General features: G+C 70.7%; 18 protein-coding genes. 7 read left to right on the forward strand and 11 right to left on the reverse strand.

Going from position 1 to position 21,596, the window contains the following annotated elements; all coding sequences use genetic code 11:
- The first annotated feature begins 23 nt into the window (after positions 1-23).
- Together ACTIFV_RS14270 and ACTIFV_RS14275 are read left to right on the forward strand one after the other, a co-directional pair.
- On the forward strand, positions 24-821 hold the full coding sequence (locus tag ACTIFV_RS14270; RefSeq protein ID WP_439593456.1) for an IclR family transcriptional regulator domain-containing protein: 798 nt from the start codon (positions 24-26) through the stop codon (positions 819-821).
- A 30-nt stretch (positions 822-851) separates the two neighbouring features.
- Positions 852-1,934 carry an NADH:flavin oxidoreductase/NADH oxidase gene (locus tag ACTIFV_RS14275; protein WP_439593457.1) on the forward strand — a complete coding sequence of 361 codons (1,083 nt, stop codon included), beginning with the start codon at positions 852-854 and terminating at the stop codon, positions 1,932-1,934.
- A 48-nt stretch (positions 1,935-1,982) separates the two neighbouring features.
- Here the strand turns inward: ACTIFV_RS14275 and ACTIFV_RS14280 are convergent, their stop codons facing one another.
- The 7 genes from ACTIFV_RS14280 to ACTIFV_RS14310 all read right to left on the reverse strand — a co-directional run bounded on the left by ACTIFV_RS14280 (position 1,983) and on the right by ACTIFV_RS14310 (position 9,454).
- Positions 1,983-2,312 carry a (2Fe-2S)-binding protein gene (locus tag ACTIFV_RS14280; protein ID WP_439593458.1) on the reverse strand — a complete coding sequence of 110 codons (330 nt, stop codon included), beginning with the start codon at positions 2,310-2,312 and terminating at the stop codon, positions 1,983-1,985.
- Entirely contained in the window at positions 2,309-3,253 is a 945-nt protein-coding gene (locus ACTIFV_RS14285; protein WP_439593459.1) for a dihydrodipicolinate synthase family protein, read from the reverse strand. The genes ACTIFV_RS14280 and ACTIFV_RS14285 overlap by 4 nt, the downstream gene beginning before the upstream one ends.
- A gap of 37 nt (positions 3,254-3,290) precedes the next feature.
- On the reverse strand, positions 3,291-5,987 hold the full coding sequence (locus tag ACTIFV_RS14290; protein WP_439593460.1) for an FAD-dependent oxidoreductase: 2,697 nt from the start codon (positions 5,985-5,987) through the stop codon (positions 3,291-3,293).
- 3 nt (positions 5,988-5,990) lie between these two features.
- Positions 5,991-6,827 carry a transporter substrate-binding domain-containing protein gene (locus ACTIFV_RS14295; protein WP_439593461.1) on the reverse strand — a complete coding sequence of 279 codons (837 nt, stop codon included), beginning with the start codon at positions 6,825-6,827 and terminating at the stop codon, positions 5,991-5,993.
- An 88-nt stretch (positions 6,828-6,915) separates the two neighbouring features.
- Positions 6,916-7,692, reverse strand: coding sequence for an amino acid ABC transporter permease (locus ACTIFV_RS14300; protein ID WP_439593462.1), 777 nt, complete (start codon positions 7,690-7,692; stop codon positions 6,916-6,918).
- Positions 7,692-8,495 (reverse strand): amino acid ABC transporter ATP-binding protein, encoded by an 804-nt coding sequence (locus tag ACTIFV_RS14305; RefSeq protein WP_439593463.1) that lies wholly within the window; start codon positions 8,493-8,495, stop codon positions 7,692-7,694. The genes ACTIFV_RS14300 and ACTIFV_RS14305 overlap by 1 nt, the downstream gene beginning before the upstream one ends.
- Positions 8,492-9,454, reverse strand: coding sequence for a VOC family protein (locus ACTIFV_RS14310; RefSeq protein ID WP_439593464.1), 963 nt, complete (start codon positions 9,452-9,454; stop codon positions 8,492-8,494). Before ACTIFV_RS14310 ends, ACTIFV_RS14305 begins: the two co-directional genes overlap by 4 nt.
- Before the next feature lie 179 nt (positions 9,455-9,633).
- Between ACTIFV_RS14310 and ACTIFV_RS14315 the strand changes: the two genes are divergently transcribed.
- From ACTIFV_RS14315 to ACTIFV_RS14335, 5 genes are read left to right on the forward strand one after another with little or no spacing between them, the layout of a single operon-like run.
- Positions 9,634-10,419: an SDR family NAD(P)-dependent oxidoreductase gene (locus tag ACTIFV_RS14315; RefSeq protein WP_439593465.1), complete on the forward strand. Its 786-nt coding sequence runs from the start codon at positions 9,634-9,636 to the stop codon at positions 10,417-10,419.
- 10 nt (positions 10,420-10,429) lie between these two features.
- Positions 10,430-11,188, forward strand: coding sequence for an SDR family NAD(P)-dependent oxidoreductase (locus ACTIFV_RS14320; RefSeq protein ID WP_439593466.1), 759 nt, complete (start codon positions 10,430-10,432; stop codon positions 11,186-11,188).
- Between the two features lie 49 nt (positions 11,189-11,237).
- Positions 11,238-12,254: a 3-hydroxyacyl-CoA dehydrogenase gene (locus tag ACTIFV_RS14325; protein ID WP_439593467.1), complete on the forward strand. Its 1,017-nt coding sequence runs from the start codon at positions 11,238-11,240 to the stop codon at positions 12,252-12,254.
- 59 nt (positions 12,255-12,313) lie between these two features.
- Positions 12,314-13,075 carry an HpcH/HpaI aldolase family protein gene (locus tag ACTIFV_RS14330; protein ID WP_439593468.1) on the forward strand — a complete coding sequence of 254 codons (762 nt, stop codon included), beginning with the start codon at positions 12,314-12,316 and terminating at the stop codon, positions 13,073-13,075.
- Positions 13,072-14,748 carry a DUF885 domain-containing protein gene (locus tag ACTIFV_RS14335; RefSeq protein ID WP_439593469.1) on the forward strand — a complete coding sequence of 559 codons (1,677 nt, stop codon included), beginning with the start codon at positions 13,072-13,074 and terminating at the stop codon, positions 14,746-14,748. The genes ACTIFV_RS14330 and ACTIFV_RS14335 overlap by 4 nt, the downstream gene beginning before the upstream one ends.
- 1 nt (position 14,749) lies before the next feature.
- Here the strand turns inward: ACTIFV_RS14335 and ACTIFV_RS14340 are convergent, their stop codons facing one another.
- Genes ACTIFV_RS14340 through ACTIFV_RS14355 form a run of 4 tightly spaced genes read right to left on the reverse strand, consistent with a single transcriptional unit; the run spans position 14,750 to position 21,593 of the window.
- On the reverse strand, positions 14,750-15,778 hold the full coding sequence (locus ACTIFV_RS14340; RefSeq protein WP_439593470.1) for an ABC transporter ATP-binding protein: 1,029 nt from the start codon (positions 15,776-15,778) through the stop codon (positions 14,750-14,752).
- Positions 15,775-17,340, reverse strand: a complete 1,566-nt coding sequence (locus ACTIFV_RS14345) for an ABC transporter permease (protein WP_439593471.1) — start codon at positions 17,338-17,340, stop codon at positions 15,775-15,777. The genes ACTIFV_RS14340 and ACTIFV_RS14345 overlap by 4 nt, the downstream gene beginning before the upstream one ends.
- 8 nt (positions 17,341-17,348) lie before the next feature.
- On the reverse strand, positions 17,349-18,395 hold the full coding sequence (locus tag ACTIFV_RS14350) for an extracellular solute-binding protein (RefSeq protein ID WP_439593472.1): 1,047 nt from the start codon (positions 18,393-18,395) through the stop codon (positions 17,349-17,351).
- A gap of 27 nt (positions 18,396-18,422) precedes the next feature.
- Entirely contained in the window at positions 18,423-21,593 is a 3,171-nt protein-coding gene (locus ACTIFV_RS14355; RefSeq protein WP_439593473.1) for a hypothetical protein, read from the reverse strand.
- Positions 21,594-21,596 lie beyond the last annotated feature (3 nt).

The following is a 21,596-nucleotide window of genomic DNA, read 5'->3' on the forward strand; positions in this document are numbered from 1 at the left end:
GCCTGAAGAGGAGACGATCGGCGATGATCGACATCGAGAGCGACCGCAAGTCGGGCGAGTTCATCCAATCCCTCGACCGCGGGCTGGCCGTCATCCGCGCGTTCTCGAACGAGCGCGACCTGCTGTCCCTCGCCGACGTCGCGAAGATCACGTCGCTCAGCCGGGCATCCGTGCGCCGGGCCCTCCTGACGCTCGAGACGCTCGGCTACGTCGGCAGTCGCCAGAGCCGGTTCTATCTGCGTCCGCGTGTGCTCGACCTCGGGTACGCCTTCCTGTCGTCGTCGTCGAGCATCGACATCACGCAGGATCACCTGCGTCGACTCTCGGCGAGGATCGGCGAGTCCGTCTCGGCGTGCGAGTACGACGACGGCGACGTCGTCTACGTCGCGCGCGCCGCCGCGGAGACGATCATGCCGATCCGGCTCGGCATCGGCCGTCGCCTCCCCGCGTTCTGCACGTCGACCGGACGCGTGCTGCTGTCGGAGTTCGACGAACCGCGGCTCGACGCGTACTTCCGCAGCTACCCGCGCGAGAAGCTCTCGCCCGCCACGGTCACCGACGAGCATGAGCTGCGCGAGCGCATCGCCGAGGTGCGCGAGCAGGGCTGGTCGCTCAACAACCAGGAGGTCGACCTCGGCGCCCGATCCGTCGCGGCGCCCGTCGTGGGCGCGGACGGCCGCTATGTCAGCGCCGTCAACATCTCGGTCTCGACGTCCCGCGTCTCGGCCGAGCAGCTGCGCGAGGAGTATCTGCCGCAGCTGCTCGAAGCCACCGCGATGATCAGCGCCGACCTCTCGCTCCTGAGCCGTCGTCAGACCTGACCACCACCCGCACGACCGAAGGAACACCGAGTGCCCCGCCTCTCACCCCGCCTGTTCGAGCCGATCACACTCAACGGGCTGACGATCCCCCACCGACTCTGGGTCGCGCCCATGTGCCAGTACTCGTCGGTCGACGGCATGCCGAGCGACTGGCATCTCGTGCACCTCGGGTCCTTCGCCATCGGGCGCGCAGGCCTCATCATGACCGAGGCGACGGCCGTCTCGCCCGAGGGGCGCATCAGCCCCGACGACGTCGGCATCTGGAACGACGATCACACGGCGGGATGGCGGCGGGTGGTCGATTTCGTGCACGGGATGGACAGCCTCATCGGCATCCAGCTCTCGCACGCCGGGCGCAAGGCGGCGACGTATCCGCCGACCCGCGGCCGCGGCTCGGTGCCCGCCGAAGAGGGCGGCTGGATCACGGTCGGCCCATCCGACGTCGCCTACGGTCCGTTCACGACGCCCGTCGCGCTCGATGCCGCCGGCATCGCGAAGGTCGTCGAGGACTACGGGGATGCCGCGGCGAGGGCCGTCGAGGCGGGCTTCGACCTCGTCGAGATCCACGCCGCGCACGGCTACCTGCTGGGCCAGTTCCTCTCGCCCACCTCGAACCACCGCACCGACGAGTACGGCGGCGACGCCGCGAGCCGGGACCGTCTGCTGCACGAGGTGATCGCCGCCGTCCGCGCGCGCATCCCCGCCGACATGCCGCTCGTGCTGCGCATCTCGGCGACCGAATGGGTTCCGGGCGGGGTGACGCTCGCCGACACGATCGCGACGCTGCAGGGCATCGAGGGCATCGACCTCGTGAGCGTGTCCTCCGGCGGGAACAGCCCCGACCAGCAGATCCCCGCAGGCCCGGGATACCAGCAGCCGCTGTCGCGCGGCGTACGCGCCGCGATCGACGTGCCCGTCGGCGTCGCGGGCCTCATCACGACCCCCGAGCAGGCCGAAGCGGTGCTCGGCTCGGGCGATGCGGACGTCGTGTACGTCGCGCGTCAGTTCCTGCGCGAGCCCACCTTCGCGCTGCGCGCGGCGGCCGCCCTGCAGGGCGAGCTGGAGTGGGCGTGGCAGTACAACCGGGCCAAGTACATCGAGAGCATCCCCTGACCCGCAGGACGTGCGAGTCCCGGCGCGCGCACCGATCCGCGTGCCGGGTCAGTGCGCGCGCGGGGTATCGGCTGCGGCCGCGACCGACCCGGCCCCTCGCTGGTGCTCGACAGTCATGCCGTCTCGAACCCAGGTGACGCACGTGCGGGTCTGCGGCACGCCGTCGACGACCATGACGCAGTCGAAGCACACGCCCATGCCGCAGAAGTACCCGCGGGGATCGCCCTGCTCCGTCCTGCGCAGGGCGAGGCTGCGGTCGGCCATGACAGCCGCCGCGACGCTCTCTCCCTCGTACGCCTCGGCGGGCCGGCCGTCGATCACGATCTCGACGCGACGGCCGCGCTCGAGACCGTGTCCGGGCACCCTGCCCGCACTCATGCCGTCCCGCTCTCCTGCGGCAGCAGACCCTCCTCGACGAGCACGGCGCGCATGACCGCCAGGTCTGCGGCGTCCGTGATGGGGAGCCGCGGGCGACGCACCTCGCCCGCCGGCTGGCCGAGCATGTGCATGAGGGCTTTCAGCTGAGCCTGGTACGAGCCGTAGTGGCCGGCCCATCCTCCCGGCAGCCACAGCTTCGGGAAGAGCCGATCGACCTGCTCGGCGTACTCCTCCATGGGCGCGAACTCGCCGGCCCAGTAGTTCTCCCAGAACGCGGGATCGGGGCGTCCCGCGAGCGAGCCGCCGCCGATCGTGCCGTCTCCGCCTTCGGTGCGGAGCACCTCCACGCCCCGCGCCGACATATAGGGCCCGAAGACCCGCACGCGGTCGCGTACACGCCGTGACGTCTCGAAGAACTGGTCGGCATCCGGGGTGCTGTCCTTGATCGCGACGATCGCGTCGATGTCGGCGAGGCGGTCGGCGAGGTCGCTGTCGATGTCGATGCCGGTGCCGTGCGGCCAGTTGTAGACCACCAGCGGGCCGGTGACCCGAGCGCCGATGTCCTCGTACCAGGCCACCACCTCGTTCGGGAAGAGCTTGATGTAGGGCGGCGGAGAGGCGAGCACGCCATCGGCTCCCGCCCCGAGGGCGTGAGCGGCGAGCGCTTCGACGTTCCGCGCGGTGTTCGATGTGCAGCCCACGAGCACCCGCATCCGACCCGCTGCCGCCGCGACCGCCGTCTCGGCCACCGCAGCACGCTCGTCGACGCTCTGCGAGAACCACTCGCCGCAGGTGCCGTTCACGACGACACCGTGCATACCGCGATCGGCATACTGCTCGATCAGAGCGTGGAGGGTGTCGGTGTCGAGCTCGCCGGTCTCGGTGAACGGTGTGACGACCGCCGGGAAGTACCCGGCCCAGTCGACGTCGTTGCGGTCCATCAGTCAGTGCTCCTGTTCGTCATCGGGTTGTCGAGATTCAGGCGCGCGTGCGATCGACGGTGCGGTCGATCGCGAAGCGCTCGTCGAAGGGGGGCGCTCCGGCGGGATCGACGATCATGTCGGCGATCTGGCGAGCGTAGATCGGGGAGAAGGTGAACCCGGTCGACGCGACGCAGGAGAAATAGCCGGGCACCCGGACGGACTCCCCCACGATGGGCGAGTAGTCGTCGGTGAAGGCGATGACGCCCGACCACGTGCGGACGACGCGCACGTCCTCGAGCTGAGGGACGATGTCGAGCGCGACACGGAGATTGCCCGCCGCGCTGTTCCAGGTCGTGGGATAGCGGCGCGGGTAGCCCGAGAACGGCGTCGGCCAGCCCCCTCCGATGATGAAGGAGCCGTGATGCGTCTGCTTCAGAGTGAGCCGACGCCCGATGTGCTGCACCATCGAGGGCAGAAGCTCGCTCCTGGCCTCGGTGACGTTGACGTGCAGGCCCTCGCGCCTGATCGGGAATCGCAGCCCCACCATCGCTCCGAGCTCGCCCGCCCAGCCCCCCGCGCAGTTCACGATCCGGTGCGCCCGGATCGTCCCCGCACTGGTGCGCACCGTGAAGCGATGCGCCGCCGACGCGTCATCCACGTCGATGGAGAAGACCTCGACCCCGGTCCGCATGCGCGCACCGTGCTCGACGGCCCGCCGCGCGTACAGCGGCGCGACGATGAGCGGGTTCGCGTGGCCCTCGAGGCCGCAGTAGGTGGCCCCGATGACGCGGTCCGCGAAGTACGGGGCGCGATCTCGCAGGGCGGAACCCGTCAGCACCTCGGTCTCGATCCCGGCTTCGCGCTCGAGCACATGCTTCTCGTGCAGCAGCGCCAGCTGCTCGGGCGTCTCGGCCACCATCCATCCGCCGGTCTGGTGCAGTCCGATGTCCGCCCCGAGCTCGTCGCCGAGCGTCTTCCAGAGTCCGTAGGCCTCGACGCTCGCCCGCGCGTCGCTCAGGAGCCGTGACCGATCGGCATCCGTCCCGCGGCCTGACAGCTGATGGATCGCGAGCTGGAAGTGGAAGCTGCCGGCGTTCGTGCCCGAGGCCTCGCGATTGAGCTCGCCGCGCTCGACGAGCTCGACCTCGACACCCTGCTTGGCGAGGTAGTACGCCACGGCGGCGCCGGCGATGCCGCCCCCCATCACGAGCACGTCGGTGTCGGTGACCGTGCCGCCGGCGCGGGCGATCACCTCCGCCGGCACGACGTCCGTGCGCTCGGGTTCGACGGGCGCGTCGTCCTTCACGGCGAAGAGGCCGGGATCGATCACCTCCGCGTCGGCGACGGCGCCGATCGGCACAGGCCGCAACGGCATGCGGGGGGTCGCGGGAGCCACCTCGGCGATCGACACGCCCCGCTGTTCTGCGATCATCGCGGCGATGTGCCGACCGCACATGCGTCCTTGGCACGGGCCCATGCCGGCGCGCGTGAGCGCTTTCACCGCACTGACCTCCGGAGCGGTCTCGACGGCCGCGCGGACCTCGTCTTCGCGTACGCCCTCGCACCGGCAGACGATCGTCCCGGCTTCGGCGAGTCCGAACACGCCTTCGCCGACCCCGTACATGCGGCCCGTCGCTCGCGTGAGGGCGCGGCGACGGGCGACACGGCGCAGCAGCGGGCGCGCCTCGTCGGTCGCCGCCCGCTCGGTCAGGAGTCCCGCGTCGCACGCGGCGGCGAGCGCCGCGATGCGTCCTTCGTCCGCCGCGACGGCCGACCCCTCGACGCCCGCGCCGTCGCCGGCGGCGTAGATGCCGGGAGCATCCGTGCGGCCCCATCCGTCCTTGCGCACGACCGGGCCGCCGAGGTCTTCGTCGTTGTCGAACGCGCACCCGACGAGCCGGAGCAGTTCGGCGGTGGGTGTGAAGCCGTACCCCACGCACAGGACGTCCGCGGCGACGATCTCCTCGGTGCCGGGGATGACGCGCCACTGCGCGTCGACGCGCGCATGCACCACGCGCTCGACGCGCCCGTCGCCCTCCGCGCGCACGACGATGCGTCGATAGCGGAGGGGGATGCGGCGTGCGATGAGCGCGGCCTGATATCCGGCGGCGTCCATGAGGAGTCCCACGTTGCCGGGGGCGGATGCGGCGATCTTCACGAGGTCGCGGGGTGACGGTGCCGGGCCCGCCTCGAGAGCCGTCACGATGTTCGCACCGTATCCCGCCAGCTGTGCCGGGAACGCCAGAGCGACCGGCCCGGAGCCGGCGAACACGATGCGCTCACCGGGGATGAACGCCTGGGTCTTGGCGAGTGTCTGCAGGCCGCCGGCGGTGATGACGCCCGGAAGCGTCCAGCCGGGGAAGACCACGGGCCGATCGTGGGCCCCCGCCGCGACGATGACACGACGCGTGCGGATGGAGGTGACGGGATCGCCATCGGTCTGCACCATCGCGACCCAGCCGTCCTCGTCCGGCTCGAGGTCGAGGACGCTGGATCGGAGCCGCACGGTCGCCGCGCTCGCCTCGACCGCATCGATCAGGACGCGGCCCGCCAGGTACTGCGCGCCCATCGCCTTGGCATCGGTCACGCGCATGCCCGGCCCGGGCTGCTTGTACACCTGACCGCCGAGCGTCGGACGCTCGTCGATGAGCACGGTATCCAGTCCCGCGTCGGCCGCAGACGACGCCGCGGCCATTCCGGCCGGCCCTCCGCCGACGATCAGGACGTCGTACACGTGCTCATCGACGGGCATGTATCAGCAGCCGTCCGGCATCGCGGGCATCGTCGGCGCCATCCACTTGGTGTACAGCTCCTCGAGGGTTCCGTCGTTCTGAGCCTTGCACAGGAAGGCATCGAGCTTCTCGACGAGTGCGGAGTTGTCCTTCTGAACGCCCCACGCGCCGTAGTAGAGGCTCAGCGGCTCGCTCAGATCGAGCGCGGTGAGCTGTCCCGGGTTCGAGCGATCGTACTCCGCGAGGATGTAGTCCTCGACCACGACGGCGTCGGCGCGACCGCTCGCGACCTCGAGCAGCGCGGCGTTCTGGTCGGGGAAGCCGGCGACGGTCGCGTTCGGGAACGTGTCACGGACGAGCTGTTCGCCGGTCGAGCCCTGAAGGGCGGTGATCACGACCCCGGCCTTGTTGTAGTCCTCGATCGTCGAGCCCAGCTCCGACCCCGGCGCGACGCCGAGGATCGTGGCGTAGGGCACGTAGCCGCGGCTGAAGTCGATGACCTCCTTGCGCTCGTCCGTGGCGCCGAGTCCTACCGACACCATGTCGAACTGCTTGGCCTGCAGACCCGGGATGAGGCCGTTGAAGTCGAGATTCTGGATGTCGAGCTCGACGCCCATGTCGTCCGCGAGCCGGTTGAGCAGGTCGACGTCGTACCCGCTCGGGGTGTCGCCATCGAGGAACATCTGCGGCTTGTACTGCAGGTTCATGCCCACCACCAGCGTGCCGGGTGTCATGAGCCCGCTGTCGGCGGCAGCGTCGTCGGATCCTTCGGGGGCTGCTCCGCCCCCGCCGCTGCAGGCCGACAGCAGCAGCGCTGCGGCAGCCGCAGCGGCGACAAGAGGCACACGCAGTGCCTTCATGCTGAATCGTGCGTTCACGTCATTCTCCATTCGATGTGATTTCGGGATGTGCGGAGGTGGTGCTGGGCTCGAGGTGCGGGGGATGCGGTCATTTGGGCGTGTAGACGGTGCCCGTCGCCGGGGTGACCGCCTTGATGCGCGCGGCGATCGTCTCGATCGTCTGGCGCTGACGCGCACGCAGGGTGCGCCCGACGATGCCCAACGGCGGGCGGACATAGGCGCCCTCGATGAGCCGGAACACGCCGTCGATCGCGAAGGCGGCGAGCACGTAGATGATCGCGGCCGCGGTGTACAGGACGAACGGCTGGAAGGTCGTGGCGACCAGGTTCTGCGTGACGCGGACGACCTCGAGCAGTCCGATGACGGTGAAGGTCGACGTGTCCTTGACCATTCCGATGAACATGCTGCCGATGTTCGGCAGGGCGATCTTGATCGCCTGCGGCAGGGTCACCGAGAAGAAGATCTGCGACGAGCGCATGCCGAGCGCCCATCCGGCCTCGGTGTGCCCCGGCGGCACCGCCTGGAGGGCCGAGCGGAAGATCTCGGCGAAGAATGCGCTGTAGAGGAGCGACAGCGCGATGACACCGGCCTGGAACACGGTGAACCGCACACCGATCAGCAGCGCGACGCCGAAGTAGACCCAGATGACGCTCACGAGCGCGGGGACGCCTCGGAAGACGTTGATGTACGTCGAGGCGATCCAGTTGAGAGGTCGGGGTGCCGAACGCAGCACCGCGAGGAAGAGGCCGAAGACGAGCGAGACGGCCAGGCCGACGATCGCGACGGAGAAGGCCGTCCACAGGCCGGCGAGGAGTGCCTCGCGGTTGTCCCAGATGAGGCTCCAGTCGTAGTCGGTGATCGACATCACATCACCGCCCGGAGGAACTCACGGGCGCGATCGCTCGTGCAGTTGTCGTAGAACCCCCGGGGCCCGGACTCGACGATGCGTCCGTCCTCCATGAAGACATTGAGGTCGCCGACCTCCTTGGCGAAGCCGAGTTCGTGGGTGACGACGACCATCGTCATGCCGGTCTCGGCGACCTCTCGCATGGTCTTGAGCACCTCGCCCACCAGTTCCGGATCGAGTGCGGACGTGGGCTCGTCGAAGAGCATGACCTCGGGATCGAGCGCGAGCGCCCGCGCGATGGCCACACGCTGCTGCTGGCCGCCGCTGAGTTCGGCCGGGTAGTTCGCCGCCCGATCGATGAGACCCACCCGGCGGAGCGTGATCGCCGCCTTCTCGCGCGCCTTCTGCTTGCTCATCCGCTGCACCTTCCGGAGGGGGAGCGCCACGTTGTCGAGGGCGCACAGGTGCGGGAAGAGGTTGAACTGCTGGAACACCATCCCCACTCGACGGCGCAGCTCGAGACGGCCTCCGCGCTTGACGGGGGACGCTCCGGGAAGCCCCGGCCCGAACTCCACGCCGTCGACCTTGAGCGAGCCGGAGTCCGGCTCCGAGAGCAGGTTGATGCTGCGCAGCACCGTCGACTTGCCCGAGCCGGACGGCCCGAACAGCACGACGTGCTGCCCGCGCTCGATCGTGAGGTCGATGTCGAAGAGCACCTGCGTCTTGCCGTACGTCTTGTTGATGCCGTGCAGCTCGATGAGCGGCTCACCCGTACGCGCGGCGGGCGAAGCGCCCCGGGTCGCCGGAGCATGCCCGCTCATGCGCGCACCTCGGTGACGCTCACGTACAGCCCGTCAGGGTCGCGGAAGTAGGCGTAGCGCCAGCTGCGACCGCCGTCCATCAGGATCTCGTGCGGATCTCCGACGAGGTCGACGCCGATCGAGCCGAGGTAGGCGATGGCGAGGTCCAGATTACGCGCACCGATCGAGAACTCGAACGTGCCGAGGTGACCCCACTCGCCGCGCATGTCGGGGCCTGCGGGGGTCTGCTCGACGGGTTCGAGCGACCCCCCGTGCGGGCTCATCAGCAGCATCATGCGCTGACTGGGAGGCTGACGCCCCACGTCGAGGAACCACTCGTTCATCGGCTCGTTGACGCCGGCCATGTCGAAGAGCTTCGCGGTGAAGCCGAGCGACCGATAGAACGCCTCGGTGCGCTCGGAGCTGCCGATGCCGAAGGCGACGTGGTTCACACCCTGCGGGCCATCGGGGTAGGGCCACCCCGATTCGAGCGAACGCCACTCGATGAACTCGATCTTGGCGCCGTCGGGATCCTGCACGTACGACAGACCGCAGTGCGTGTCGTAGGGCTCGAGGATCTGATCGTTGGGCTCCATGAGAACGGTGTGTCCGGCGGCGACCAGGCGCGCGTGGAACTCCTCGTAGGACTTCACGTGGATGCACACTTCGCAGATGCCCGGCTCTCCGTAGGCGAACCCGTCGGGAAGCGGCGGCTGCGGGCGATTCGTGATCTGGACGAGCTTGATGCCGGAGCGTCCGAGCACGGTGGGGTTCGCGCTGCGCAGATAGACCACACGCGCCTCGGTCGCTTCGTGGCCCGTCACGTCCGCGATCCCGCCCAGTGGGCCCGTGTAGTCGAAGGCGACGTCGACGAAGCCGAGCTCGCCGTAGAAGCGCAGGGACGCGTCCATGTCGGAGACGCCGATGCCGATGTGGTCGAGACCCAGAAGGGTCCCGAATCGGAAGTCTGGTGCGTTCATGTCGTGGTCCTCGCAGCATCGCCGTTCGCGTGATTCGGGACACGCGCGGACAACCGTGGTCGTTGCATGAGATGTTTGCACAACGAACACTTGTCCGCAATACGCACACATGCGTTCGTATTGCGATGATCCGTTCGCATACCGTACATTTGCTGACAATCCACTCTGGAGGTGATCCCTTGTCCCACGACGATCCGACGACGGCGCCCGGTCCCGCGGCGACAGCGCGACCACTGCTGGACGGGCGGCGCTTCCTCGTCACCGGCGGTGCGCGCGGGATCGGCGCCGCGATCGTCGACACCCTCGCAGCCCACGGTGCGGACGTCGCGATCATCGACCTCCACCCCCCGACAGCGCCGTCGACCCGGCCGTTCGCCGCCGCCGATGTCGCGGACGAAGCCGCGATGGATGCCGCGGTGCGCGCGTTGACGCACGGCGGTCCGTTCGACGGGCTCGTCGCGGCCGCCGGCATCGTCCCGTCCTGGCACTCCCCCGTCGAGATCGATCTCGACGACTTCGCCCGCACGATGTCCGTCAACGTGCGCGGTGTCGTGACGGCGATCAAGGCCGTCGCCGGCGACATGCCCGCGGGCTCGACGATCGTCGCGATCGGGTCGCTGAACTCGTGGAAGGGCGACCCCCATCTCCTCTCCTATGTCGCGAGCAAGCACGCCGTTCTGGGCGTCGTGCGCTCCACCGCGCTCGCGCTCGGTCCCCGCGGCATCCGGGCGAACGCCGTCGCACCCGGCCCCGTCGCGACCGACGCCCTGCTGTCGCGCATCGACAGTCGCGTCTCGGTGACCGGGCTCGAGCGCGACGCCGCGCTGGAACGAGCGGCCGAAGCCACTGCCCTCCGCCGTCTCGCCACGGCGCAGGACGTCGCCGACGCCGTCCTCTTCCTCTCGTCGCCGCTCTCCGCGGCGATCTCCGGGCACCTGCTGCCCGTCGACGGCGGAATGCTCTGAAGGAGACCACATGACGGCACTCTCGGGACGCACAGCGCTCATCACCGGAGTCTCCGGCGCGATCGGCGGAGAGCTCGCGAGGGTCTTCGGCCGTGAGGGCGCCACCGTCGTCGGCACGTATCGGAGCCGGCGCGACGCGGCCGTGGCGGCGCTCGCCGACATCCCGGCCGAGCGCCGCATCCTCCTGCAGGCCGAGTTCGGCGGCGGCGACAGCGCGCGCGCGCTGTGGGCCGGCGCGCGCGACGCGGGGCCGGTCGACACCGTCGTCGTCAACGCCGCCGCGATGGCGCCGACACCGCTCGCCGGTGACGACGGCGAATGGGATGACGGGTGGCAGCGCTCCCTGCAGGTGAACGTCATCGCAGCCTCGACGCTCATGCGAGAAGCCGCGCGCGCATTCGCCGAACGGGGCTCCGGCTCGATCATCGCGATCTCGAGCTGGGCGGCGCTCCAGGGCAGCCGCATCCCGGATCTCGGCGCCTACGCGGCATCGAAGGCGGCCCTGCGCAGCTTCGCACAGACGCTGGCGCGCGCGTACGCACGCACGGGAGTGCGGGTCTACACGATCGCCCCGGGCGTCGTGGACGGAGGCATGGGCACCGCCGATCTCGATGCCGACGAGGTGCGTGCCGTCGCGGAGGGACTCACGATGGGTCGCCACGTCGCCGTCTCGGAGATCGCCGAGCTCGCCGCATTCCTCGCCTCGGATCGGTGTCCCAGCCTGACGGGATCGACCATCGACCTCAACGGGGCCTCGTACATCCGGTGATACCCACCGGATCGCCGCTCAGCACGACACATCGGATCGGACGCGCGTCATGACCTCACCCCCTCCGCTCGCACCGAGCGCCGCTCCGCACACGGCGGAGACCGTGGCGGTCGTCGGCGCAGGCAGCATCGGAATCGCCTGGGCGGTCGTCTTCGCTTCGGCGGGGGTGCGCGTGCGGATGCACGAGACCGATGTCCGCGTCCGCGACTGCGCGCTCGACGAGGTGGCATCGATGCTCACCGACCTGTCCGACGCCGGTCTGCTCTCGGAGGCCGTCGTGCGCGTCATGACGCGCGTGACGATCAGCACGACCCTCGAAGAGGCGGTCGACGGAGCCGACTTCGTGCAGGAGTGCGTCATCGAGGACATCGAGGTCAAGCGCGACCTCTTCGCACAGCTCGATCGGCTGACCGAACGCCGCGTCGTGCTGGCGAGCTCGACCTCGACGATCATCGCTTCTCTCTTCGCGGAGGATCTCCCCGGCCGCGAGCGATGCCTCGTCGTGCATCCCGCGAATCCGCCGTACTTCCTCCGCGTCGCCGAAGTCGTGCCGGCGCCCTTCACCTCGCCGGATGCCATCGCGAAGGCGACCGAGCTGCTGACCCGCGTGGACATCACCCCCATCGTGCTCCACCGCGAGATCGAGGGATTCGCGTTCAACCGGCTGCAGGGAGCCGTGCTGCGCGAGGCCTACCGCCTCGTCCGCGACGGTGTGATCTCGCCGGTCGATGTCGACACCCTCGTGCGCGAGGGTCTCGGCCTGCGCTGGTCGGTGATCGGGCCGTTCACGACGAGCGAGCTGAACACGCGCGGGGGCCTGCGCCGGCACGCCGAGGTCATCGGCCCGGTGTACGCGCGGATCGGCGTCGAGCGCGGCTCGGACAACCCCTGGACGACGGAGACGATCGAGAACGTGGCGTCGCACATCGAGCAGCGGCTGCCGCACGCGACGTGGGAGGAGAACGTGCATGAGCGCGACCGGGCGATGATCCGCCTGGCCTCGCTGCTGCGCCACTTCGACAACCCGCTCGCGGCACCGGCATCCGTCGCGACCTCACCTATGTAAGGTCAACAGGCGACTCGACCTGCCATAAGCAATCCCAGAGATCGCTAGACTGTTCACTTGTGAGCGAAACAAGGGATCCGGCCCTCCGGATCGCGGCCTGGTCGATGCTCGGCACTCCCGCCGCGGCCTCCCTCCTGTCGCACATCGGCGCGGATCTGCTCGTCCTCGACGCGCAGCACGGGCTCTTCGACGACGCCGCGCTGATCGCCGCGCTGCCGGCTGCATCGGCCGTGCCGGTCCACGTCCGCGTCGCGAGCAACTCGGCCGCCCTCATCGGCCGCGCGCTCGACGGGGGCGCGGCCGGAGTGATCGTGCCGATGGTGCAGGACGGGGACGAGGCGGCCGCCGCCGCCGCCGCGACGCGCTACCCGCCGCTCGGCGCGCGCTCGTGGGGGCCGCTCGCGGCGTATCGCGGCGAACCCACGACGCCGCCCGACGAAGCGAACGCCCGGGTCTCGTGCGCCGTCATGGTCGAGAGCGCTCGCGCGATCGCCGCCGTCGATGCCATCGCGAGCGTTCCCGGAGTCGACATGGTGTTCGTCGGACCGTTCGATCTGGCGATCGCCCTCGAGACGACCGTCACCGGGCTCCTCGCCGACCACTCCCCCGGAAACCCGCTCGACGCGGTCGTCGACGCCTGCCGACGTGCCGGCACGAGCGCGGGCGCCTTCGCGGGGGGCCTCGACGCGGCACGCGCGCTCGCCGAGCGCGGCTTCTCGATGCTCGCCGTGGCGGTCGACACGCAGCTGATCTCCGCCGCCGGAACCGCACTCGTCGACGCGGCCCGCGGCATCCCCTCCCCTCGACAGGAGCACGAATGAACACCGACGTCCGCGGCATCGCCGATGCCTACACTCGCGCACTCGCGTCACGCGAGCCTTTCGCCGCCCTGGCGCTCGGGAGCGAGAAGCCTGACCGGGCAGTCGCAGACCTCTCGCCCGAATGGCTCGAAGAGCGCTACGCCCTGCAGGGGAGGGTGCTCGACCAGCTCGCGGCCCTTCCCGCCGACGCCCCCGACGCCGTGCTGCGCGCGGCGCTCGTCGAGCGGCTGAGCGGGGATCGTGCGATGTTCGACACGGGCTTCACGATGCGGATGGCGGCGGGGCTCGCCAGCCCGATGCATCTCATCGTCGAGGGCGTGGAGGGTCTCGTGATCAGCGACGACGCGGGCGGCGTCGCGGTGCTCGAGCGGCTCGAGGCCGCCCCCGCTGCCGTGGACGAGTACAGGCGCTCCCTCGTGCGCGCTCGCGAATTGGGACGGCAGGGACGGTTCTCCGGCACGGGAGTCGCCTCGGTACGACAGATCGGGCTGCTCGCCGATCAGGCGCAGGGATGGGCCGACGACGACTACTTCGGCGGGATCGACCGCTCGGAGGGACTCTCGCCCGACCTCGCCGCACGCGCGGATGCCGCGGCCGTGGCCATGTCCGCAGCCCTCACCGATCTCGTCCGGTTCCTGCGCGACGATCTGCTGCCCGACGCACCCGCCGAGGACGCGATGGGAGAAGCGGTCTACGACACCATGGTCGCGAGCATGCTCGGGACTCCGGTCGACCTCGCCGAGGTCTATGCGTTCGGCTGGAGCGAACTCGAGCGCCTCGTCGATCTCTCGCGGGAGCTCGCCGGGCAGCTCGGCGGCTCGGGCGACGACCCCGTGCGATCGGCCGCCGCGCTCCTCGACGCCGACCCGCGGTACCGTCTGGAAGGCATCGACGAGATCGTCGCCTGGCTGCGAGCGCGCGTCGCCGAGAGCGCCGATGTGCTGGGTGCCGAGGCGTTCGCGCTGCCGTCGACGATCGACGACGTCGAGTGCGTCGTGTCGCAGGCGTCCTCCGGCGTCGTCTACTACACGCCGGCACCGCCCGACGGGTCGGTGCCGAGCCGCATCGTCTGGACGATCCCGAGCGGAGTGCCGCGGGCCGCGACGTGGCAGGAGGTCACGAGCGTGCACCACGAGGGGCTTCCGGGGCACCACCTCGAGCACACCGTCAATCGGGCGAACGCCGATCTGCACCCGTGGCAGCGCTACCTGTGCGAGGTCCACGGCTACGCCGAGGGATGGGCCCACTACGCCGAGGCGCTCTCCGATGAACTGGGGCTGATCCGCGATCCTGCCGAGCGCCTGGGCATGGTGCTCGGTCAGATCTGGCGATCCGTGCGGATCGTGGCCGACATCGGCATGCACACCGGGTGGCCGATCCCGCCGACGCCCCTCACGTCCGAGACCGTGTGGACCCCCGCGCTCGCTCGCACCTTCCTCGAGGACTACGCGATGGTCGAGCCCGATCTGGCGAGGTTCGAGGTCGACCGCTACCTGGGCATCCCGGGCCAGGCGCTCGCCTTCAAGGTGGGCGCGAAGCTCTGGATGGAGGCGCGGGATGCCTGGCGTGCGCGCCGCGGAGCCGACGCGCCGCTCTCGGACTTCCACCGCGAGGCGCTCGCCCTTGGTCCGATGGGGCTCGCCCCGCTGCGCGACCTCCTCCTCGCGGACTGACTCACCGGTCGCCGACCGGCACTGTCGCCACGACGCCCCGCACAGCCACGCGGACGCGATCGCCGACGCGACGGTCACGATCGCCGAGGGTCTCGACGATCGTGCCGTCGGCGAGTTCGATCCGCAGCAGCCGGTCGGCGCCGCGGAACGACGATCGCACGACGCGCCCCGCGATCCCGGTGCCGTCCGTGACGACGGCGATCGACTCCGGTCGCAGCACGGCGAGTCGATCGCCTGCGGGTGCGGCGGAGTCGACGGAGAGCTCTCCGAGCCTGCTTCGGGCGGTTCCGCGCTCCGTCACCTGCGCTTCGACGAGGACGGCGCGCCCGACGAAGGATGCCGTGAAGCGATCGACCGGATGCCGGTAGACGTCTTCGGGGGTCGCATCCTGATGGATCCTGCCGCGATTCATGACGATGACGCGGTCCGCGATCGCGAGCGCTTCGGCCTGATCGTGCGTCACCAGCAGCGCGGACGTACCCGTGTCCGCGATCGCCCGGAGCATCTCGTCGCGCACGTGCTCGCGCAGCGGAGCGTCGAGGTGCGCGAACGGCTCGTCCAGCAGCACGAGGGAGGGCCGGGGCGCGAGTGTGCGAGCGAGTGCCGCGCGCTGCTGCTCGCCGCCACTCAGCTCGTGCGGCATGCGCCGGGCGAGCCCTGCGATGCCGAGCAGCCCCAGCATCCTCTCGGCGTCCGCTCTCCTCGTCGCGCCGCGCAGACCGTAGGCGACGTTGGCGCCGACGTCGAGGTGCGGGAAGAGCACGCCCTCCTGGAAGACGAGTCCGACCCCGCGCGCCTCGGGTGGAACGGGAGTCGCCCCGCCGCTCACCCGGACGCCGTCGATGTCGATCGTGCCCTCGCCGTGATCGAGTCCCGCGATGAGCCGCAGCGTCGTCGTCTTGCCGCACCCCGACGGCCCCAGCAGCGCCACGATGCTCCCGCGCGGCACGGCGACATCGGCTCCGTCGACCGCGGCGACCGCGCCGTAGCGGCGCACCAGGCCGCGCGCGTCCAGCACGAGGTCCGTCATGCGGCCACCGCCTCGCGCACCGTCGCTCGCGCGTGCAGGCCCAGGAGCGGCACGCTGATGGCGACCATGAGAAGAGCCGCGATGCTCGCCGTCGTGTACTGACCCTCCACCATCGCCCCCCAGAGTCTCACGGCGAGCGTCTCCGCACCGGTCGGGCGCAGCAGCAGTGTCGCGGGCAGCTCGTGGAACGCCGCGAAGAAGACGAGCACGGCTCCCGTGAGGGCGGCCGGCAGCGCCAGGGGCAGCACGATCCGCCCGAGCGTCGCGGCGTCGGATCCGCCCAGCACGCGCGAGGCATCAAGAAGCCGTTCGTCGATGCGGCGCAGGGCGACGCTCAGCGGCGCGACCGCGAGAGGCAGGAAGAGCACCGCGTAGGCGAGCACGAGCGCCGTCGTGGACTGATAGAGCACGGGGGGTCCGCGCAGCGCGAGCACGAGGATCGCGAGCCCGACGGCGAGGTGCGGGAGGGAGTGCGTGATCCAGGGCACCGCCTCGATGACGCGTCCGAATCGCGTGCGGCGGCGGGCCGCGAGCGCGATCGGCACGGCGAGGACGGTCGTCACGATGCTCGCGAGCAGGCCGTACAGAAGCGCGTTACCCGCCTCGACCAGCACGGGACCCGGCTGCGCGCCGGCCCCGAGACCCCGCAGCGTCCACGTCGCGAGCGTCGCGATCGGCAGGATGCTGGATGCCGTCACGACGGCGCACAGGAGCACCACCGCGGCGATCCGGGCCGGGGCGCCCCACCGACGGGGCGCTGCGGGTCGGGCGTTCGCCGCCGCCGCGTGCTCGCGCCCCCGCAGGACGACCTGGCCGATGACGAAGACGGCGGCCACCATCACGAGGATCGAGCAGAGCGCGAAGGCGGGGGCGAGGTCGACCCGTCCGCGGAACTGGGCGTAGACGGCGCGCGTGAAGGTGTCGTACCGCAGCATCGAGACGGCGCCGAAGTCCGAGACGACGTAGAGCGCGATGACGCACGCGCCGAGCGCGAGGGTGCCGCGCAGCTGCGGCAGGACGACCCTCGCGAAGGCACGCGCGGGCGGATCGCCGAGCAGGCGTGCGGTCTCCTCGAGCGCGGGATCCAGTCGTGCGAGCGCAGCGGAGACGAGCGCGTGCACGACCGGCACGCCGACGATCGTGAGGCATGCCGTCGCTGCCCAGAGCCCGACCGCGGGAGGGAGTCGATCGATGCCGAGCGGAGCCAGCCACTGCGAGAGCGTGCCGCCACCGCCGAGCATGCCCGACAGTGCGACGGCGATCACGTAGGCGGGCAGGACGAGCGGCACGGTGACGAGCGTCGACCACACCCGCCGCCCGCGCAGGGTGGAGCGCTGAGTGATGACGGCCGTCGCGGTGCCGATCACGAGAGAGAAGCCGACGACGAGCGCCGAGAGCAGAAGCGTGTTGCCCAGCAGCTGCAGCAGACGCTCGGGGGTCACCGTCTGCGCGTCGCGCCCGTGCACGCCCTGGACCGCCAGCACGACGAGCGGCGGCACGCTCAGCAGCGCGACGATCATCACGGCGAGGACGGTCGCCGCGCGCTGGGTCCTCGCCGCCACAGCCGCGCCTAGATGAGACCGGATCGGGCGATCAGGTCGGTGGCGATATCGAGGTTCACCGCCACCTCGGCGAGCTTCATGTCGCCGATGAGCTCCGCATCGAGAGGTCGCTCGCCCTCCGGTGTGCCGACGCCGTCCCGCAGCGGGTACTCTCCGACCTCCTCGAGGAAGTGCCGCTGCGACGGCTCCGACAGCAGGAAGCGCACGAAATCGAGCGCGGTCTCGGTGTGATCGGCCGAGGCGAGCATCCCGATCGTCGTCGGCATGAGGACGTCGCCCGCATCGCCGGGGTCGAACGAGTGGTTGCGCACCGGGAAGGCGGGGTCCTCCGCGAGGAGGCGATGCACGTAGTAGTGGTTGACGAGCCCGACGTCCAGATCGCCGGCGGCGATCGCGCGGAGCTGCTCCTCGTTGCCGTCGAAGATCTGCGGTTCGTTGTCGGCGATCGCCTCGAGCCACGCGAGAGTCTCGTCCTCGCCGTGCATCGCGACGAGCGCGGCGACGAACGAGACGAACGAGCTGTGCGTCGGGGCGAGTCCGATCCGTCCCGCCCACTCGGGGGTCGTGAGGTCGAACACCGACTGCGGCAGCTGCGCCTCGGGCGTGCGAGCGGGGTCGTAGGCCAGCACTCGCCTCCGCGCGGTCACCCCGACCCAGTCGTCGTCGGCGCCGGTGATCCCCTCCGGAACGAGCTCGAGGATGTCGGCGGGCAGGGGGCCCAGCAGACCCGCCTCGGAGATCGCGCCCATGTAGGCGGGGTCCTGCGTGAAGAAGAGGTCGGCGGGCGAGCTCCCGCCCTCCTGGAGGATCGTCGTCGCGAGCTCGCCGGTGCTGCCGTAGCGCGCGTCGACCGTGAGTCCGGTCTCGTCCTCGAAGCGCTCCACGAGCGGTCGCACGTGGTCCTCGTTGCGGCCGACGTAGATGACGAGGTCGGCGCCCCCGTCACCGCCCGCGCCCGGGTCGGCACCGCCGCCCGTTTCCGGCGATCCGGTGGCGCAGCCCGTCAGGGCGAGGACGGCGGCGAGGGCGAGGACGACGAGGCGAGGCGTGCGCATGGGTGTGAGGTGACTTTCCGACGGGGGCTAGCGGGGCGCGATGAGGGGGATGCCGGGGTCGGCGCGGAGCGCGTCTTCGATCTCGGGGAACGTGCGGTCGCGGACGTCTGCGAGTCGGGCGAGCGCTTCGTCGGCTTCGGCCTCGAATCGATCGAGCACCTCGTAGACGCCCGGCACGGGTCGCGTGTCCGAGAGCTCGACCACGATCTCGGGGAGGAGCACGATCTTCTGCTCGAGTCCCGCGGCCATCTTGAGAGCGTCGTTGTGGTCCTTCATGTCGGGATTCGTCAGCACGCGGCGCGCGGCGTCGATCTCCGCGAGCACCGAGGCGACGCGCGTGGCGACCATGCCGCCCGCGAGGCGAGCGCCCAGCGCCTCGAGCGCGTCATGCGCCGCGCCCGACCAGCCGATCCCATCGGCCACGCGCTGCAGCAGGTCGCGGATGCGCACGAGCAGCCGGTGCTGCTCTGCGAGGTCGTCGTCGGTCGCGATGCCGCGCGGGTCGCGCTCGACCCGCACCTCCTGCGTCTGCGTCGCGCCCAGCGCAGCGAGCTCGACGACGTACCGCCCCGGGGCCACGCGCGGCCCCGGGTACACGATCGCCCGCGATGAGCCGTCGCGCGGCGATGTGAGCGCGGGTTCGATGCGCAGATCCCAGAGGAACGCGTGGGTGCCGGCATCCGTCCGAGGCAGCTCGTCCGCCGACAGCTCGCGATCGTCCGACGCCGTGGATCGGAAGGTGCGCAGCACGCTGCCCTCTCCGTCCCGGATCGTGATGGTCACCTCGTCGGCCTTCGACGGCAGCCGATACATCAGCTGCACGCCGTTCGGGGGGTTCTTCCCGCCGTCGAGCCACACCGTCTCACGCGTGCCGTCGGGTCGTGCGCGTCGCGTGAAGGTCGCTCCGCCCAGGGGCACGCCGGGGAATCCGCCGACCCATGACCCCTCGCCCGGCATGTCGAATCCGTCGGGCGTCGGATACCGGTAGGCCGGCGGCGGTGTGAAGATGACGGGCGTCGTCCCGTCGGCGTCGGCCATCTCGCGCAGCGGTGCGAGATCGTCGAGGATCCAGAACGCGCGACCGTGCGTCCCCGCGACGAGCTCGTTCGCGCGCACCTTGACGTCGTACACGGGGACCGACGGCATGTTGCCGCGCAGACTCGCCCACGTGCTGCCGCGATCGGTCGAGAACCACACGCGGCGCTCGGTGGCGAGGAACAGCAGCTCGGCGGATGCGGGGTCCTCGCGGATGCTCCGCGCCCACTCGCCGGCGGGGATGCCGTCGGCGATCGCATCCCACGTCTCGCCGAAGTCGTCCGTGCGGAACACGAGCGGACGCGGATCTTGCAGTCGGTAGGCGTGCGCGGCGAGATAGGCGGTGCCCGCGCGGTGCGCCGACGGCTCGATCCGCACCACGGTCGCCCATTCGGGCAGGCCGGGGATCGTCAGGCGCGTCCACTCCCCTCCCCCGTCTCGCGAGAGATGGACGAGTCCGTCGTCCGATCCGACCCAGAGCTCGCCCGGAGTGAGCGGCGACTCGGCGAACGCGTGAATCGTGCAGTACACCTCGGCGCCGGTGGAGTCGCCCGAGATCGGGCCTCCCGTCGGCTGCTGCTTCGACGTGTCATCGCGCGTCAGATCCGGGCTGATCGCGCGCCACGTGATCCCGCCGTCGGGCGACCGGAACAGCCGCTCGCCGCCGACGTACAGCACGCCGGACTCGTGCGGCGAGAACTCGATCGGGAAGGTCCACCCGAAGCGGTGCCGCATCTCGCTCGCGCCGATGCCCATGAAGTACTCGGGCCACACGGCCACGTCGCGGGCCTGCTCCGTCACCTGGTCGAAGCGCAGGAGGGGTCCGGGATGCCCGAAGCCGGCACCCCCGAGCATCACGAACCTCGGGTCGGAGCGGTCGAGCGCGACATCGCCCGCCTCGGCTTCGCCGAGCTCGACGCAGTCCGGCCAGCGCAGGGCGCCCTTCCACGATCGGGAGGGCGCACGGATCCCGGAGTTGTCCTGCTGCGTCGCGTACAGGTCGAACGGGAACCGGTGATCGATGTCGAAGCGATAGAACTGCGCCGTGGGCTGGTTGTAGACGGACGACCACGTCATGCCGCCGTTGACGCTCACGCAGGCGCCGCCGTCGTTGCCGTTGATCATCCGCGCCGGATCCTCGGGATCGATCCACAGATCGTGGTTGTCGCCGTGAGGCGTCTGCACCTGCTGGAAGGTGCGGCCCCCGTCGCGCGAGCGCCATGCCCACGTGTTCATGCTCCACAGCGTGTCGGCCTCGGTCGGATGCGCGATGAGGTGGCTGTAGTACCACGGGCGTCCCTGCACGCTGCGCTCGCGCGAGACGTGCTCCCACGTCTCGCCCGCGTCGTCCGAGCGATAGACGCCGCCCTCGTCGCCGATCGCCTCCACGAGCGCCCACAGCCGGCCGGGCCGGGCGGGACTCGCCGCGATGCCGATGCGGCCGAGCAGCCCCTGCGCGAAGCCGGGGTTGTCGGAGACGCGCTCCCACGTGTCCCCGGCGTCGCGCGAGCGCCACAGGCCCGAGTCCTCGCCGCCCGAGATGATGTTCCACGGATGACGCACCATCTGCCAGATCGAGGCGTAGACGATGCGCGGGTTGGAAGGATCGATCACGAGGTCCGCCGCACCGGCCCGATCCGAGACGTGCAGCACGTGGTCCCAGGTCTCGCCGCCGTCGCGCGTGCGGAACACACCGCGCTCGGGATTGGGACCGAAGACGTCGCCCGTCGCGGCGACGAATGCGACGTCGGGGTCTCTCGGGTGCACACGCACCTTCGCGATGTGCTTCGTCGCAGCCAGACCCCGGTGCCGCCACGTGCGCCCTCCGTCGACGGTGCGGTAGACCCCATCGCCGGGGACGACGTTGTTGCGCGCGAACGACTCGCCCGTGCCCACCCACACGACCTCGGAGTCCGACTCCGCGACGGCGATGGCCCCGATCGACGCGGTCTCGAGGAATCCGTCCGACATGGGCCGCCAGTACTGACCGGCGTCGTCGGTCATCCACACGCCTCCCGAGCACGCTCCCATCCAGAACCGCGAACGGTTCTTCCGGTCGCCCGATACGGCGACGACGCGCCCGCCGCGGGCGGGGCCGACGCTGCGCCAGCGGATGACGTCGGGTCCGAGGTCTTCGGCGATCTGCGGGCTCGTACGGGTCACGGT

Origin of the sequence: Microbacterium sp. (assembly GCF_051860965.1) — a bacterium.
Classification (GTDB): domain Bacteria; phylum Actinomycetota; class Actinomycetes; order Actinomycetales; family Microbacteriaceae; genus Microbacterium.